The following is a 14,621-nucleotide window of genomic DNA, read 5'->3' as shown; positions in this document are numbered from 1 at the left end:
AACAGCCGGGGGGCGGGGGATGAATCTGGCGGAATGGCTTGCTGCGAGTGCCCGGCTGCGGCCGGGCGCTCCGGCGCTGCTGACGGGCACTACGGTCGATGCCGACTACGCGACGTTCGCGTCGCGTGCGGCATCGTTCGGCGCGGCGCTGGCGCGCGATTACGGCATCGCGCCCGGCGATCGCGTCGCGTTGTTCGCGCATAATTGCACGCGCTATCTCGAAGCGCTGTACGGCATCTGGTGGGCGGGCGCGGTGGCGATCCCGATCAACGCCAAGCTGCATGGCAAGGAGGTCGCCTGGATCTGCAGCAACGCGGAAGCGAGGCTGGCGCTGATCTGCGACGACACCGCCGACACCTTCAACGAGGCCTCCTGCGATCTGCCGCCCGGCATGGCGGTGCTGGCGATCGACAGCGACGGATACGACCGCGCCCGCAGCGGCGAGGGGGCCAAGGCGCCGGTCGCGCGCGACGATCACGATCTCGCCTGGCTGTTCTACACCTCCGGCACCACCGGCCGCCCCAAGGGCGTGATGCTCAGCCACGGCAATCTCGTGGCGATGTCGCTGAGCTATCTGGCCGATGTCGACGCGGTGACGCCCGAGGATGCGGCGTTGTACGCCGCGCCGATCTCGCACGGCGCCGGGCTCTACAACATGATCCATGTCCGGTTCGGGGCGCGGCATGTCGTGCCGGAGTCCGGCGGGTTCGATCCGGACGAGGTGCTGAGCCTCGGCAAGCAGCTCGGCAACGTCGCGATGTTCGCCGCGCCGACCATGATCAAGCGCCTGGTCGAGGCCGCCAAGCGCCGCGGCGAGACCGGCGAGGGGCTGCGCACCATCGTCTATGGCGGCGGCCCGATGTATCTCGCCGACATCCGCGAGGCGCTCAGCGTGATGGGCCAGCGCTTCGTGCAGATCTACGGCCAGGGTGAATCGCCGATGACGATCACCTCGCTGAAGCGTGCGCTGCATGCCGACATCGATCATCCGCGCTATCTGCAGCGGCTCGCCTCGGTCGGCACCGCGCAGAGCGTGGTGTCGGTGCGGATCACCGGCGCTAGCGGCGAAGTGCTGCCGCCGGGCGAGACCGGCGAGATCGAGGTCAAGGGCTCAACCGTGATGCTCGGCTATTGGAACAATCCGCAGGCCAATGCCGAGACGCTGAAGCACGGCTGGCTGCGCACAGGCGATGTCGGACGGTTGGATGACGACGGCTTCCTGACGCTGTCAGACCGCTCCAAGGACGTGATCATCTCCGGCGGCACCAACATCTATCCGCGCGAGGTCGAGGAGGCGCTGCTGACGCATCCGGCCGTGCGCGAAGTCTCGGCGATCGGGGTGGCCGATCCGGAATGGGGCGAGAACGTCGTCGCCTGCGTCGTGCTGGCGGAGGGCGCGGAGCCGAGCGACTCTGCGCTCGACCAACATTGCCTCGCCGCCATCGCCCGCTTCAAACGCCCCAAGCGCTACGTCTATCTCGACGCGCTGCCGAAGAACAACTACGGCAAGGTGCTGAAGACCGAGCTGCGGAAGATTGTGAAGTAGTTCGGCAACGACTTCCGATTCTCCCCGTCATGGCCGGGCTCGTCCCGGCCATCCACGCCTTCGGCGCCGTCGGGATTCTAGAGCGGTTCATCTTTTGATTGAAACGATCCGACCTTTCCGAAGGCACTGCGTCCTCATCCCGAGGAGCCCGGCGAAGCCGGGCGTCTCGAAGGATGGGGCAACGCATTCCCTGCGTCACATGGTTCGAGACGGCGCTACGCGCCTCCTCACCATGAGGTTGTGCGTGTGGCACGCGGTGCGGATCAGCTCTGATTCTACAAAAAGCCGAACTGCTCTAAAAGGCGTGGATGCCCGGCACAAGGCCGGGCATGACAAGTTGATAGTTCCAGAGCTGGATTGCTTCGTCGGCTTCGCCTCCCCGCGATGACGGAGTTAGCGTATCACCCCCACCATCGCGGCGCGCTCGTCGCCGTCGACCCACAGCGCGAAGTCTTCGCCCTCGGCCGAATGCGTCTGTCGCAGCGTCACCGCGCGGTTGTAGTAGACCGGCCCCTTGAGCCAGAGGTCGAGCTGGTTCGGAGCGGAGGTTTTCGTCAGGTGGCCGAGGCATTCGGCGGCGATGCGTTGCGGGTGGGCCGAGGCGGCGGCGAAGCCGGTGCGGCGCGCATAGACGTCGAGCAGGTGCAGCGGATTGTAGTCGCCGGTCAGCCGCGCCCAGCGCAGCCGATCGCCGCCCTCGGCGATCCAATGCGCCACCGGCTCCAACTCCGGGTCGATCGCCGGGGAGGTCATCGGGGCGCCGTCGTCGGCGCCGTGGCTCGCCGGCCCGTCGAAACGGCCGCGATAGTAGAACGTGGTGATACTCTCCCAGACGCAGTCGTCGCCCTGCAGCAGGTGAGCGTGGATGTCGAGCTCGATGCCCCTGTCGTGTACCCGCCACCCCGTTGCGCGCACGATCAGGTTGGACGGAAACGCGATGCGGATCTCGCCGCGGCGGATCAGGCGGTTGCGCAATTGCAGCGCGCGCCAGATCGGCAGCGGCCAGTCCCGGCACATCAGTAGCGCCATCGTCAGTCGGAAGCCGGTGACGTGCGGTGCCAGCAGCATCAGCCGGTCGGCCGTGGCTGCGTCGTCACGGCCCGCAGCGCGCTGCAAGGTCGCCAGAGCGGCCGGGCTGGTCTGATAGCCGCGCCAGATGAAGCTGAAGTCCGGGAAGCCGTCTGTCGGATTCCAGCCGCGCGAGGGCGCGAAGGCGTTCAGCATCAGCGCCGGGCCGAATGGCGGCGCGGTGTAGGTCTCATGATGGGTGGTCATTGCCTCTCGTCTCGGCCCAGGGACGCGCGAAGTCAACGGCGTGTGGGGTGGTGCGGTCAATGAGGGCGGTCAAAACCTTCCGCGCCGCGGAGTTTGTCCCGCATGGCGCCATGCCGGACGTCGGCTTGATCTCGGCGAGGTGGTCCCGTTACATCGCCATGACGGTGCCGATCATAAGCGCCGCGAACTAGGGATGCGAAGCGCCGCGATGGGGCCACTGGCGGGCACGACAATCGTCGACATGACGTCGGTGCTGATGGGGCCTTATGCCACCCAGATGCTCGGCGACTACGGCGCCGACGTCATCAAGATCGAATCCCCCGACGGCGACGTCACGCGGCAGATTGGGCCGGCGCGGCATCCCGGCATGGGGCCGGTGTTTCTCAACGCCAATCGCAACAAGCGCAGCATCTGCCTCGACCTCAAGCACGACGCCGGCCGCGCCGCCGCGCTGCGGCTGATCGCGCGCGCCGACGTGCTGGTCTATAACGTTCGCCCGCAGGCGATGGCGCGGCTGCGGCTCGGCTATGACGACGTCGCGCCGCTCAATCCGCGGCTGATCTATGCCGGCGTGTTCGGCTTCGGCCAGGACGGGCCGTATGCGGCCAAGCCGGCCTATGACGACCTGATCCAGGGCGCCACCGCGCTGCCGGCGCTGAATGCGCGGGTAGGTGACGGCACGCCGCGATACGTCCCGAACGCGCTGGTCGATCGCATCGTTGGGCTCACCGCGGTCGGCGCGATCTGCGCCTCGCTGGTGCATCGGGATCGCACCGGCAAGGGCCAGCGGCTCGACATTCCGATGTTCGAGACGATGGCGAGCTTCGTGATGGGCGATCACATGGGCGGCCTCACCTATGAGCCGCCGCTCGATCGCGGCGGCTACGCCCGGCATCTGTCGCCGGACCGTCGGCCCTACCAGACCGCCGACGGCTACATCTGCGCGATGGTCTACAACGACAAGCAGTGGATCAGCTTTCTCACCGCGGTCGGCCGCGACGATCTGCTCGCCGACGATCGCTACACCAGCTTCGCCCGGCGCGCGGTGAACATCGACGTGGTCTATGCCGAGCTGGCGCGGATCTTCCTGACCAGGACGACAGAGGATTGGGTGACGCTGCTCGACGAAGCCGATGTGCCGGCAATGCGGATGCACGACCTCGAAAGCATCCTGCATGACCCGCATCTCGTCGCGACGGATTTCTTCCCCGTCGTCGAGCATCCCAGCGAAGGCGCGATCCGCGACATGAAGGTTTCGGCGACGTGGTCGGATACCAAGGTCGAACGCCAGCGCTTCGCGCCGCGGCTCGGCGAACACGGCGCCGAGGTGCTGCGCGAGGCGGGCTATGGCGACGGTGAGATCGCGGCGCTGGCGGAGTGTGGGGCCGTCAGGTTGCCGGAAGCGGAGAGTTGATCGGATGGAGCAAGCGAGAGCAGGGCTCGATCGCATTGCTGGGTTGCCGGCACAGTGCCTGTTCTCCCTCTCCCGCTTGCGGGAGAGGGCTGGGGTGAGGGCACTTGCCACAGGCTCAGTGCCCGCGGCCGCCCACCCCCGACCCCTCCCCGCAAGGGGGAGGGGAGCGCGCTTTGCTCGGCGCGATGCTGATCGCCTTGATCACAATCGGTCTCTCCTACGTCATTCCGGGATGCGCTGCGTCAGCAGCGCAGACCCGGAATCTCGAGATCGTTGTGCACAGAGATTCCGGGTTCGTGCGCTGCACTCACGCCCCGGAATGACGTTGAGAGGCTCTGCCAAGCAACGAGAACAGGCGCTGATGTCATGAGCTACATCACTGGCGTCGGCCTCACCCGGTTCGGCAAGATCGACGGATCGACTACGCTCGGCCTGATGCGCGAGGCGGCAGAGGCGGCGATTGCGGATGCCGGCTTGAAGCGCGGCGATATCGACGGGCTGCTGTGCGGCTATTCGACCACGATGCCGCATATCATGTTGGCGACGGTGTTCGCCGAGCATTTCGGCATCCGGCCGAGCTACTGCCACGCGGTGCAGGTCGGCGGCGCCACCGGCATGGCGATGGCGATGCTGGCGCATCAGCTCGTCGAGAGCGGGGCGGCGAAGAACATCCTGGTGGTCGGCGGCGAGAACCGGCTGACCGGCCAGAGCCGCGACGCCTCGGTGCAAGCGCTGGCCCAGGTCGGCCACCCGATCTACGAAGTGCCGCTCGGGCCGACCATCCCGGCCTATTACGGTCTCGTGGCATCGCGCTACATGCACGACCACAGCGTCACCGAGGAAGACCTCGCCGAACTCGCGGTTTTGATGCGGACCCACGCCCTCAGTCATCCCGGCGCCCAGTTTCACGAGCCGATCAGCGTCGCCGAGGTGATGGCGTCGAAGCCGATCGCTTCGCCGCTGAAGCTGCTCGATTGCTGCCCGGTGTCGGACGGCGGCGCCGCGCTGGTGGTCAGCGCTGAGCCGACCACCGAACATCGCATCAAGGTGCGCGGCTGCGGTCAGGCTCACACCCATCAGCACGTCACTGCGATGCCGGCGGATGGACCGTCCGGCGCCGAGCAGTCGATCGCGCGCGCCTGGGCTGCGAGCGGCGCTGCGGTGTCCGACATGCGCTACGCTGCGGTGTACGACAGCTTCACCATCACGCTGTTGATGCTGCTCGAAGACCTCGGGATCGCAGGCCGCGGCGAGGCGGCGGCACGCGCCCGCGACGGTTCCTTCTCGCGAAACGGCGCAATGCCGCTGAACACTCATGGCGGACTATTGAGCTACGGCCATTGCGGCGTCGGTGGTGCGATGGCGCATCTGGTCGAGACCCATCTGCAGATGACCGGGCGGGCCGGCGACCGTCAGGTACGCGACGCGTCGCTGGCGCTGCTGCATGGCGATGGCGGCGTGCTGTCGTCGCATGTCAGCATGATCCTGGAGCGGGTGCGATGAGCGAGATGGCGATGCCCGACTGGACCTGCGGCGAACCGAAGATCGTGTATCAGCGCTGCGGCGGTTGCGGCGCCGTGCAGTATTTCCGCCGCGACTTCTGCGCGGGCTGTGGCGGCGAGGAGCTGACGACGCTGGTCGCGAGCGGCGAGGGCGTGGTCTGCGCCGAGACTTTGGTGCATCGCGCCGCCACCGCCGAGGCGCGGGCGCATGTGCCGTTCAAGATCGTGCTGGTCGATTGCGCCGAAGGATTTCGGATGATGGCCCACGGCGCGCACGATCTTGCGATCGGCGACCGCGTCCGCGCCGGCTTTACGCAGTTCACCGGGCAATTGGTGCCGTTCTTCGAGAAGTCTGATCGCTGAGCCGGAACGGCAAGCGGGCACCTCAATGCCCGCCGCCGTTGGTCGCGAAGCTCAGCCGCACCACACCCGCACGACGCGGTCGGTGGTGGGATCGAGCTCGATATTGCCGCGGTCGGTCCGGTAGCCTGTCTCGAGCACGTCGCCGGTATGATAGACGCGGAGCACCTTGCCGGTGAGGTCGCAGTCCGCCGCCGTCGCCGTGACGATCAGCCATGGAATCGGATCATCGTCGCCGCGAAACAGCGAGATCGCCTGTGCGAGATCCTCGGCTGCATTGAAGCTCGCTTCCTTGGTGTTGCCGCGCGCATGGATCCGGACGCCGCGGAGCGCCTTTGCCGGTCCCCAATAATCCTCGGGGTCGCGCGGAATGGTGGCTTCGGCGACGATCGTGGTGATCATCGGCAGCACGATGCCGGTCGGGGCATCGGCGACGAAGTCGAAGTCCTGGATGCCGTCGTCCGGCGGCCGGATATAGAACCACGGCGACAGCCGCGGATGCTTCCATCCCGAAGTCGGCACGGTCCCGTGAGTGACAATGTGAATCTGCGGAGGCTTGGTCTTGACCAGGCTGAGATCAACCGAAGTGACTTCCAATACACGCTGCATTGCAAAGCTCCTTGGTTTGAAACACCAGGATGCTCAACCGATGCGGGTGTCCCGTCCAGTGAATTTTGGAAGACGTCGGGCGGCGGACTGTGCTTCGCCGTCCGACGCCGTCGTCAGAGCACCGGCCGTGCCGCCTGCCGGGGCGCATCGCCGCGGCGGACCAGCAGCAGGGCGATCGCCAGCGTCGGGACCAGCAGGCACAGCCCGAGCGAGGTGATCTGCACCTGCGACAGCGGATTGATGCCGCCGCCCGGCGTCGCCAGCACGAAGCCGCCGATCACCAGCGCCACGCGCAGCGGCCATTCCAGCGCGCCGGCGCGGCGCAGATCGCCGACGCCTACCTGATAACCCTGGATGCCGCCGCAGATGCACACCGTGCCGAGCGCGGCGAGCCCGAGCAGGCCGAGCGCCGCCAGATACGGGCTCGGGCCCTGCAGCACCAGCGCCGGGTTCATCACGAAGAAGAACGGGATGAAATAGATGATGCTGCCGACCCACATCGATTCCCAGCCGGTCTTCATCGCCGGCGACCCGGCGATGCCGGCAGCCGCAAAGGATGCGATCGCGACCGGCGGCGTGATCGACGACAGCATGCCCCAATAGAAGATGAACATGTGCACCGCCATCCGGTTCAGCCCGAGCTTCTCCAGCGCCGGCGCCACCAGGATGGCGAGGAAGATGTAGCAGGCGGTGGTGGTGAGGCCGAGGCCGAGGATCAGGCTGGTGATCGCGCACATCGCCAGCAGCAGGAAGGCGTTGTCGCCGGCGAGCCGCAGCAGGTCGGCGGCGAGGCTCGAGATCACCCCGGTCATCGAGAACGCGCCGATCAATAGGCCGCAGCCGGCCAGGATGCCGATCAGCTCGACGAAGGTGCGGCCGTTGACTTCGAGGAAGCGGACGATGCTGCCGAGAGTCCAGCGGGTGTCTTTCGAGAAGATCTGGTTGAGCACCAGCAGCAGCGCGGTGGCGTAGAACGGGGCGTGGCTCTCGCGCTTGAAATACAGCAGCATCACCACCAGCAGCGCGATCACGAAGGCGTAGTACCAGCCTTCCTTCAGCGTCTGCCACAGGCTCGGCAGCTCCGAGCGCGGGATGCCTTCGAGTCCGTGCCGGGCCGCATAGGCGTCGACCTGCATGAACAGGCCGATGTAATACAGCGCCGCCGGCAGGATCGCCGCCATGGCGACTTCGGCGTAGGACACGTTGAGGAATTGCGCGATGACGAAGGCGGTGGCCCCCATCACCGGCGGCGCCAGCACCGCGCCGGTGGAGGCGCAGGCTTCGATCGCCGCGGCGTAGGAGGCACGGAAGCCGCTCTTCTTCATCACCGGGATGGTCATGGTGCCGGCGGTCAGCACGTTCGAGATGATCGAGCCCGACATCATGCCGAGCAGCGCCGAGGCGAAGATGCAGACCTTGGCGGCGCCGCCGCGGAACGTGCCGCAGATCGCGAACGCCAGATTGATGAAGAACTTTCCGGCGCCGGTCAGCATCAGCGCCGTGCCGAACACCAGAAAGCCGATCACGGTGTCGGCAAACGCCTGGATCGGAATCCCGAGCAGGCTCTCGCCGGACAGCACGTGATAGGCGGTCGCCTGTTCCAGCGTCGACTGCGAGCCGCCGAGCGGGCCGAGCCAGCGCGCGCCGGCGAACAGCGGATACACGGTGAACGGGAAGATGCACAGCAGCAGGCTCCAGCCACCGGTGCGCCGCAGCGCCTCCATCAGCAGCGCCCACATCACCAGGCCGGCGATGAAGACGTGGGTCGGCGCGCCGCCGAATTCCCATCCGGCCTCCGCCGCCTTGCGGATGGTGCTCATCAGCACCAGCGCCGCGCCGATCGTCAGCACGAACAGTGCGACGTCGTACACCGGGATACGATCCAGCCGCGCAGTCGATGTGCCCGGGAAGATCAGGAAGGTGAACGGCAGCATCAGCGCGATCAGGAGGTAGAAGTACTCCGTATTGAGCTGGGTATAGCCGACGAAGAAGCGCAGCGAAAACTGCTGATTGATGCACAGCAGGATGGTGGCCGCGGCGGCGGCCACCAGAGTCCAGCGCCAGAAGCCGCGCAGGCTGCGCACCCGCGTGACTTCGGCTTCCTGCATGTTGTCGACCGAATGCGGATCGTCGAGCACGATCCGCTTGGTCGGGCGGGCGGCGGATTCGGCAGCGCGCATGGCGATGTCCCCGGCGCGGCGATGCGTTTACTGCTCGAAGCCGTTGGCCAGGCCGGCACGTTTCAGCGCCGCTGCACGCGCGATCATCCAGCCGTCGCGGAATTCCTGCTCACCGGACGGCGCCGCGGCTGCGTATTGCTTCCACGCTGCGGCCAGCACCTCCTGGCGCTTGATCAGCCCGTCATTGTGCGCCTGATCCTCGGCGCTCCATTGCCCGGCCTCCTGCAGCGCCTTCACGGCGCCGGGGTGGAACGGCACCACCCATTTCATCGTCTGAGTCTTCACCGCCAGCCCGGTCGCGCCCGGAGCGCTGTCCTTGTAGGCGTCGTAGTCGACGATCATCGATTTGGTGATCGAATACACCTGATCGGCGGACTGCGTCGCGTAGACGGTGGCGATCGGGTAGGGGTAGTTCGACAGCTCGATCGGCTTGCCGGGCTCGTGGGCCGCGCCGCAGCTCGACATCGCCGGGTTGAAGAACGGCGTGACCTTCTTCACGCGCTCCCACGCCGCCTTGTCGGCGTGCGGCATCGGCGGCCAGATCAGGCCGCGCGGGGAGTTCTCGGCTTCCCTGGCCGGGCCGGTGATGGTGGTGCCGAACGCGGCATCGACGTCGTTGTTGACCAGGCCCTTCCACATCGCGCCGTAGCTGGCGAATTCGACGATCTTGACGTCGTCCTTGGTCAGGCCGCCATAGGCCATGATGCCGAGCGCGTTCTGGTTCAGGGCCGGCGAGCCGACCACGAAGCCGACGCGCTTGCCGCGCAGATCCTTGATCTCCTTGACGCCGGTGTCCCTTGCGACGCCGAGCGAGGAGCCGTTGCAGTCGATCACGCTGAGCGAGATCTGCAGCGGCTGCGGGCCCCATTCCTTGGCGCCGAATTCGAACACGCCTTCCTGAGCGAAGTAAGTGCCCGATCCCATCCAGGCGAGCTGGGCGCGGCCGGCGCGGAGCGGGGCCAGACGGGCGACGTCGTTACCGGCGGGCAGCACGCGCACGTCGGTGCCGTGCTTGTCCTTCATCATCTTGCCGACCGCGACCGCGATGTTGAAGCCCGCGGTTCCGGTGTCGTAGGCGGTGAACGCCATCGTGGTTGGTAGTTTGATGTCGCCTGCACGCGCATGAGTTGTGATGAGCAGCGCGCAACCCGCGGCGAGCGCCGCGAGCGGACCGAAACGTCCCGTCATGTCTCTCTCCCCGAACGCATCCGCTTTGCGGATTGCTTTGTTATCGGGAGAGCATGTCATCGCCGCGAGGTGATGGCAACGCGATGCTGAGATTGTCTGCGCGCGACGCCGCCGCTGCCTGGTGCGACATTACGTCCCGACATCGCGCATCACGTGTAAGCCGCCGCGAGACACGTGAGGCGGGCTTCAGCTCTCGATCACCGCGACGAGCTGACCTTCGGCGATCACGTCGTCGAGCGCCACGTGCAGCGACTTCAGCGTTCCGTCGGCGGGCGAGGCGACCGGGATTTCCATTTTCATCGCTTCGACAAAGGCGATGTCGTCGCCTTCGCCGACGCCGTCGCCGATCGACAGCGGCAAGGCGCAGACGCGGCCGGCGACTTCGGTAACGATCTTGATCTCGGCCATCGGTGTTCCTCCGTTGTGTCGTCGTTGTCGGCGTCCGGTTCCGCTGCTGCGGCCGGGGGCAAAAATCTTGCGCTGAGTGGTCACGCGTGGGGCGTTGCGTGGAGCCCGCCGATATTGTCGAGGCAAATTGCCTGATGTAGCTTTGTCTTCAAGCGGAATTATATTCCGCGGAGCGAAACAAGAACCAAGAAACGTAAGATGCTCCGGGTAGGAAGGTGGGCGCTCTCGGAGCATCGAGCATCATAACCACGCAGGACAAAAAGACATGGGACGACGCTCGGAACGACTGTGCAGGCAAGGGGACGGCGCCGGTGAAGGCGATGTGATTCAGGTGGTGTCGCGCGCGTTCGACGTGCTGCGCTGCTTCGAGGGACACGACGTCCGGCTCGGCAATCTCGAAATTTCCAATCGCTGCGGCTTGCCGCGCTCGACGGTGTCGCGCCTCACCCACACGCTGACCCGGATGGGGCAGCTCGTCTATCTGCCGCGCGACCAGAAGTACCGGATCGGCCCCAGCGCGGTCGCGATGAGCACCTCGATGACCCGCGGCCTGCAACTGCGCAATCTGATTCGATCGCGCCTGCAGGAGGTCGCCGATCAGATCCCAGGCACCGTCGGCTTCCTGATTCCGGACCGCTTCCATCTGGTCTATCTCGAATTCGCCCGCTCGGCGCAGGCACTCGGTCTGCATTCGACCACCGGCAGCCGAATCGCGATCAGCCGTTCCGCCGCCGGCCACGCCTACGCCGCTTCGCTCGACGACAATGTCGCGGCCGCGCTGCTGGCGGAGATCCAGCGTGATACGCCGGCCGATGCGGCGCTGCTGAGCGAACGGCTCGAAGCCGATCGCGCGATGCTGCGCGAGCGCGGCTACGTGGTGTGCTGCGGTCTGTTCAGTCCGCATATCAACGGCATTGCGGTGCCGATCTGGTCGCCGCAGTATCAGACCTATGTGATGGTCACGATCGGCGTGCTGGCCGCGATGTACGACGAGCAGCGGTTGCACGACGAGATCGCGCCGGCGCTGCTCAAGCTCGCCGGATCGATCGAGCCGCTGGTGCAGAACGCGGATGGCGGCCTGGTGGCGGTGCGCCCGTCCGGAAACAACAACAAGAAGACGATCAGGCCGGAGGGAATGCATGAGTTGGAAGCCGGAGCTCGACGAGCTGGCCCGGCGCGAGAACTTCGCGCGGCAGATGGGCGGCATCGACAAGGTCAAGCGCCAGCATGACCAGGGCCGGCTCACCGTCCGTGAGCGCATCGATCGGCTGAGCGACGCCGGCAGCTTTCACGAGGTCGGCGCTGTCGCCGGTCTCGGCGAATACGACGCCAGCGGCGAACTCACTCATCTGACCCCGGCCAACTGCGTGTTCGGCCGGGCGAAGATCGACGGCCGCACCGTGGTGGTGGTCGGCGACGATTTCACCGTGCGCGGCGGCTCGGCCGATGCGTCGATCCACGCCAAGCCGCAGATGGCGGAGGAGATGGCGCACGACTATCGGCTGCCGATTATCCGCGTGATCGAAGGATCGGGCGGCGGCGGCTCGGTGAGAACGATCGAGAGCAAGGGCGCCGCCAATCTGCCCGGCGGCGTCGATGGCACCCGCTGGTACTGGTACACGACGGCGAACCTCGCGCAGGTGCCGGTGGTCGGTCTCGGGCTCGGCTCGGTCGCGGGCCTCGGTGCGGCGCGGCTCGCCGCGAGCCACTATTCGATCATGACCCGCAATTCGGCGATGTTCGTCGCCGGACCGCCGGTGGTGGCGCGGCTCGGCCAGGATCTCACCAAGCAGGAGCTCGGCGGCGCCGATATCCAGACCCGCGCCGGCGCGATCGATCACGCGGTCGACACCGAGGAAGAAGCCTTCGCCTGCGCGCGTCGTTTCCTGTCCTATCTGCCGTCGTCGGTGCACGAATTGCCGCCGACGATTGCCTGCGACGACGATCCCGATCGCGCCGATGAGAAGCTGCTGAAGGCGGTGCCGCGCAATCGCCGGCAGGTCTACAAGATGCGGCCGATCATCGAATCGGTGGTCGATCAGGGCTCGTTCTTCGAGATCGGCTCGGCGTTCGGCCGTTCGATCATCACCGGCCTGGCGCGGCTCGAGGGGCGGGCGGTGGCACTGCTCGCCGGCGATCCGTATCACTATGGCGGGTCTTGGACCGCCGACACCTGCCAGAAGGTCATCCGCTTCGTCGACCTTGCCGAGACCTTCCATCTGCCGGTGGTGTATCTGATGGATTGCCCCGGCTTCATGATCGGACTCGAAGCGGAGAAGTCGGCGACGATCCGCCACGGCGTCCGCGCGATGACCGCGGTCAATCAGTCGACCGTGCCGTGGTGCACGATCATCGTCCGCAACGCTTTCGGCGTTGCCGGCGTGGTGCACCAGCCGGCCAACCGGTTCTCGATGCGCTACGCTTGGCCGTCGGCGTATTGGGGCTCGCTGCCGCTCGAAGGCGGCATCGAAGCGGCGTATCGCGCCGACCTCGATGCGGCGGAGGATCGCGACGCCAAGATGCGCGAGATCGAGGAGCGGCTGAACAAGCTGCGCTCGCCGTTCCGCTCGGCCGAGAAGTTCTGGGTCGAGGAGATCATCGATCCGCGCAAGACCCGCTCGCTGCTCTGCGAGTTCGCCCGCCTCGTCGAACCGCTGCGCAAGCCCGGCGTCGCGACCGGCATGCGGATGCGGCCGTAGGCCTTCCGACCTCTCCCCGCGACGGGCGGAGAGAGGGAGCAGGCAACGCTCCTGTTCACGCCGCCGCCGGCTTGGCCGCCTTGCTGATCGTCAGCGCGGCCGCGGCGGCGATCACGCACAGGGCGCCGGCGATGAAGAACGCCGGCAGGTAGCTCGCCAGCAGGTCGCGCGACAGGCCGGCGCCGAAGGCTGCGGTGGCGGCACCGAGCTGGTGGCCGGCGAAGATCCAGCCGAACACCAGATTGGCGCGCTCCGGGCCGAATTTCTGCGCCGTCAGCCGCACCGTCGGCGGCACGGTGGCGACCCAATCGAGTCCGTAGAAGATCGCGAACAGCGACAGGCCGTAGAACGAGAAGTCGGTGAACGGCAGCGCCAGCAGGCTGAGGCCGCGCAGGCCGTAGTACCAGAACAGCAGCCAGCGATTGTCGTAGCGGTCCGCCAGCCAGCCCGACAGGATGGTGCCGATGAAATCGAACACGCCCATCGCCGCGAGCAGGCCCGCGGCCTGCACCTGCGGGATGTTGAAGTCGGCGCACAGCGGGATCAGGTGGACCTGCACCAGGCCGTTGGTCGAAGCGCCGCAGATGAAGAAGGTGCCGAACAGCACCCAGAACACCCGCGTCTTGGCCGCATCGCGCAAGGCCCCGAGTGCGGCTCCGGCGATCGATCCCGGCGCAGCCTGTGCCGACAGCGGAGCCGGCTCGGTGCTGGTGTCGCCATAGGGCCGCAGCCCGACGTCGCTCGGCCGGTTGCGCATCGCGATCAGCACCGCGATCGCGGCGACGCCGAGCAGCGCGCAGACGTAAGCCATCGCGATCCGCCAACCGTAGCGTTCGGTGAGCGAGGCGAGGATCGGCAGGAACACGAGCTGGCCGGTGGCGACGCTCGCGGTCATCAGGCCGATCACCAGTCCGCGGCGGGAGACGAACCAGCGCGTCGCCACCGTGGCGCCGAGCACCAGCGCAGTGAGACCGGTGCCGACGCCGACCACCACGCCCCACAGCAGCATCAACTGCCACAGCGAATTCATCGCCAGCGACGCGATCAGCCCAGTGGCGACCACGACAAGCGCGGTCAGCGTCACCTGCCGCAGCCCGAACCGGTTCATCAGCGCCGCGGCGAACGGCGCCATCAGGCCGAACAGCACGAAGCGGATCGACAGCGCGGACGAGATATCCGCGGTGCTCCAGCCGAATTCCTGCTGCAGCGGCACGATGAACACGCCGGGCGCCCCGACCGCGCCGGCATTGACCAGCGCGGTGAGGAAGGTGACGCCGACCATCACCCAGCCGTAGTGAATGTTGCGGCGGGCCAGCGCGGCGGCGAGGGCGTCGGAGATCATGCGGCGATCCTGTCGGCGAACGCGCCGGCTACGGCCGGCTCATTGGAAATGATGCTCATCATATAAACTGTTGCCAGCAACGCAACTCGGGGATTCCC

The 14,621-nt window shown here is 66.9% G+C and carries 12 protein-coding genes; 6 read left to right on the top strand and 6 right to left on the bottom strand.

Annotated elements, in window-relative coordinates; genetic code table 11:
• Positions 1 to 19: 19 nt before the first annotated feature.
• A complete protein-coding gene (locus tag DU475_RS03085; RefSeq protein ID WP_164630617.1) occupies positions 20 to 1,546 on the top strand; it encodes a class I adenylate-forming enzyme family protein in 1,527 nt (508 codons plus the stop codon).
• 393 nt (positions 1,547 to 1,939) lie between these two features.
• Here DU475_RS03085 and DU475_RS03080 read toward each other — a convergent pair whose 3' ends face one another.
• Positions 1,940 to 2,821 (bottom strand): hotdog family protein, encoded by an 882-nt coding sequence (locus DU475_RS03080; RefSeq protein ID WP_164630615.1) that lies wholly within the window; start codon positions 2,819 to 2,821, stop codon positions 1,940 to 1,942.
• Positions 2,822 to 3,029: 208 nt separating this feature from the next.
• On the opposite strand from DU475_RS03080, the gene DU475_RS03075 reads away from it, so the two are divergent.
• The 3 genes from DU475_RS03075 to DU475_RS03065 all read left to right on the top strand — a co-directional run bounded on the left by DU475_RS03075 (position 3,030) and on the right by DU475_RS03065 (position 6,100).
• Positions 3,030 to 4,235: a CaiB/BaiF CoA transferase family protein gene (locus DU475_RS03075; protein ID WP_164630613.1), complete on the top strand. Its 1,206-nt coding sequence runs from the start codon at positions 3,030 to 3,032 to the stop codon at positions 4,233 to 4,235.
• A gap of 366 nt (positions 4,236 to 4,601) precedes the next feature.
• The gene (locus DU475_RS03070; RefSeq protein ID WP_164630611.1) at positions 4,602 to 5,738 is read left to right on the top strand and encodes a thiolase family protein; all 1,137 of its coding nucleotides are present in this window, start codon (positions 4,602 to 4,604) and stop codon (positions 5,736 to 5,738) included.
• Positions 5,735 to 6,100, top strand: a complete 366-nt coding sequence (locus DU475_RS03065; RefSeq protein WP_164630609.1) for a Zn-ribbon domain-containing OB-fold protein — start codon at positions 5,735 to 5,737, stop codon at positions 6,098 to 6,100. Before DU475_RS03070 ends, DU475_RS03065 begins: the two co-directional genes overlap by 4 nt.
• A 51-nt stretch (positions 6,101 to 6,151) precedes the next feature.
• Here the strand turns inward: DU475_RS03065 and DU475_RS03060 are convergent, their stop codons facing one another.
• The 4 genes from DU475_RS03060 to DU475_RS03045 form a co-directional block, all read right to left on the bottom strand.
• Positions 6,152 to 6,706: a hypothetical protein gene (locus DU475_RS03060; protein WP_013501671.1), complete on the bottom strand. Its 555-nt coding sequence runs from the start codon at positions 6,704 to 6,706 to the stop codon at positions 6,152 to 6,154.
• A 113-nt stretch (positions 6,707 to 6,819) separates the two neighbouring features.
• Entirely contained in the window at positions 6,820 to 8,886 is a 2,067-nt protein-coding gene (locus DU475_RS03055) for a TRAP transporter permease (RefSeq protein ID WP_164630607.1), read from the bottom strand.
• A 27-nt stretch (positions 8,887 to 8,913) separates the two neighbouring features.
• Positions 8,914 to 10,074 carry a TAXI family TRAP transporter solute-binding subunit gene (locus DU475_RS03050; protein WP_164630605.1) on the bottom strand — a complete coding sequence of 387 codons (1,161 nt, stop codon included), beginning with the start codon at positions 10,072 to 10,074 and terminating at the stop codon, positions 8,914 to 8,916.
• Positions 10,075 to 10,260: 186 nt separating this feature from the next.
• Positions 10,261 to 10,482, bottom strand: coding sequence for an acyl-CoA carboxylase biotin carboxyl carrier protein subunit (locus DU475_RS03045; RefSeq protein ID WP_047309843.1), 222 nt, complete (start codon positions 10,480 to 10,482; stop codon positions 10,261 to 10,263).
• A 265-nt stretch (positions 10,483 to 10,747) separates the two neighbouring features.
• Here DU475_RS03045 and DU475_RS03040 point away from each other — a divergent pair, with 265 nt between their 5' ends.
• Together DU475_RS03040 and DU475_RS03035 are read left to right on the top strand one after the other, a co-directional pair.
• On the top strand, positions 10,748 to 11,713 hold the full coding sequence (locus DU475_RS03040; protein ID WP_142883064.1) for an IclR family transcriptional regulator: 966 nt from the start codon (positions 10,748 to 10,750) through the stop codon (positions 11,711 to 11,713).
• Positions 11,622 to 13,181 carry an acyl-CoA carboxylase subunit beta gene (locus DU475_RS03035; protein WP_164630603.1) on the top strand — a complete coding sequence of 520 codons (1,560 nt, stop codon included), beginning with the start codon at positions 11,622 to 11,624 and terminating at the stop codon, positions 13,179 to 13,181. The genes DU475_RS03040 and DU475_RS03035 overlap by 92 nt, the downstream gene beginning before the upstream one ends.
• A 55-nt stretch (positions 13,182 to 13,236) precedes the next feature.
• Here the strand turns inward: DU475_RS03035 and DU475_RS03030 are convergent, their stop codons facing one another.
• Entirely contained in the window at positions 13,237 to 14,523 is a 1,287-nt protein-coding gene (locus DU475_RS03030; RefSeq protein ID WP_164630601.1) for an MFS transporter, read from the bottom strand.
• Positions 14,524 to 14,621 lie beyond the last annotated feature (98 nt).

Origin of the sequence: Rhodopseudomonas sp. WA056 (assembly GCF_010906995.1) — a bacterium.
GTDB classification, from domain to species: domain Bacteria; phylum Pseudomonadota; class Alphaproteobacteria; order Rhizobiales; family Xanthobacteraceae; genus Rhodopseudomonas; species Rhodopseudomonas palustris_G.
This window is presented reverse-complemented; position numbering and strand designations above follow the sequence as displayed.

What these genes read in the sequence shown, in the direction of transcription:
- DU475_RS03085 (WP_164630617.1), top strand. Translation starts at nt 20, where the DNA reads ATGAATCTGGCGGAATGGCTTGCTGCGAGTGCCCGGCTGCGGCCGGGC.
- DU475_RS03080 (WP_164630615.1), bottom strand. Translation starts at nt 2,821, where the DNA reads ATGACCACCCATCATGAGACCTACACCGCGCCGCCATTCGGCCCGGCG.
- DU475_RS03075 (WP_164630613.1), top strand. Translation starts at nt 3,030, where the DNA reads ATGGGGCCACTGGCGGGCACGACAATCGTCGACATGACGTCGGTGCTG.
- DU475_RS03070 (WP_164630611.1), top strand. Translation starts at nt 4,602, where the DNA reads ATGAGCTACATCACTGGCGTCGGCCTCACCCGGTTCGGCAAGATCGAC.
- DU475_RS03065 (WP_164630609.1), top strand. Translation starts at nt 5,735, where the DNA reads ATGAGCGAGATGGCGATGCCCGACTGGACCTGCGGCGAACCGAAGATC.
- DU475_RS03060 (WP_013501671.1), bottom strand. Translation starts at nt 6,706, where the DNA reads ATGCAGCGTGTATTGGAAGTCACTTCGGTTGATCTCAGCCTGGTCAAG.
- DU475_RS03055 (WP_164630607.1), bottom strand. Translation starts at nt 8,886, where the DNA reads ATGCGCGCTGCCGAATCCGCCGCCCGCCCGACCAAGCGGATCGTGCTC.
- DU475_RS03050 (WP_164630605.1), bottom strand. Translation starts at nt 10,074, where the DNA reads ATGACGGGACGTTTCGGTCCGCTCGCGGCGCTCGCCGCGGGTTGCGCG.
- DU475_RS03045 (WP_047309843.1), bottom strand. Translation starts at nt 10,482, where the DNA reads ATGGCCGAGATCAAGATCGTTACCGAAGTCGCCGGCCGCGTCTGCGCC.
- DU475_RS03040 (WP_142883064.1), top strand. Translation starts at nt 10,748, where the DNA reads ATGGGACGACGCTCGGAACGACTGTGCAGGCAAGGGGACGGCGCCGGT.
- DU475_RS03035 (WP_164630603.1), top strand. Translation starts at nt 11,622, where the DNA reads ATGAGTTGGAAGCCGGAGCTCGACGAGCTGGCCCGGCGCGAGAACTTC.
- DU475_RS03030 (WP_164630601.1), bottom strand. Translation starts at nt 14,523, where the DNA reads ATGATCTCCGACGCCCTCGCCGCCGCGCTGGCCCGCCGCAACATTCAC.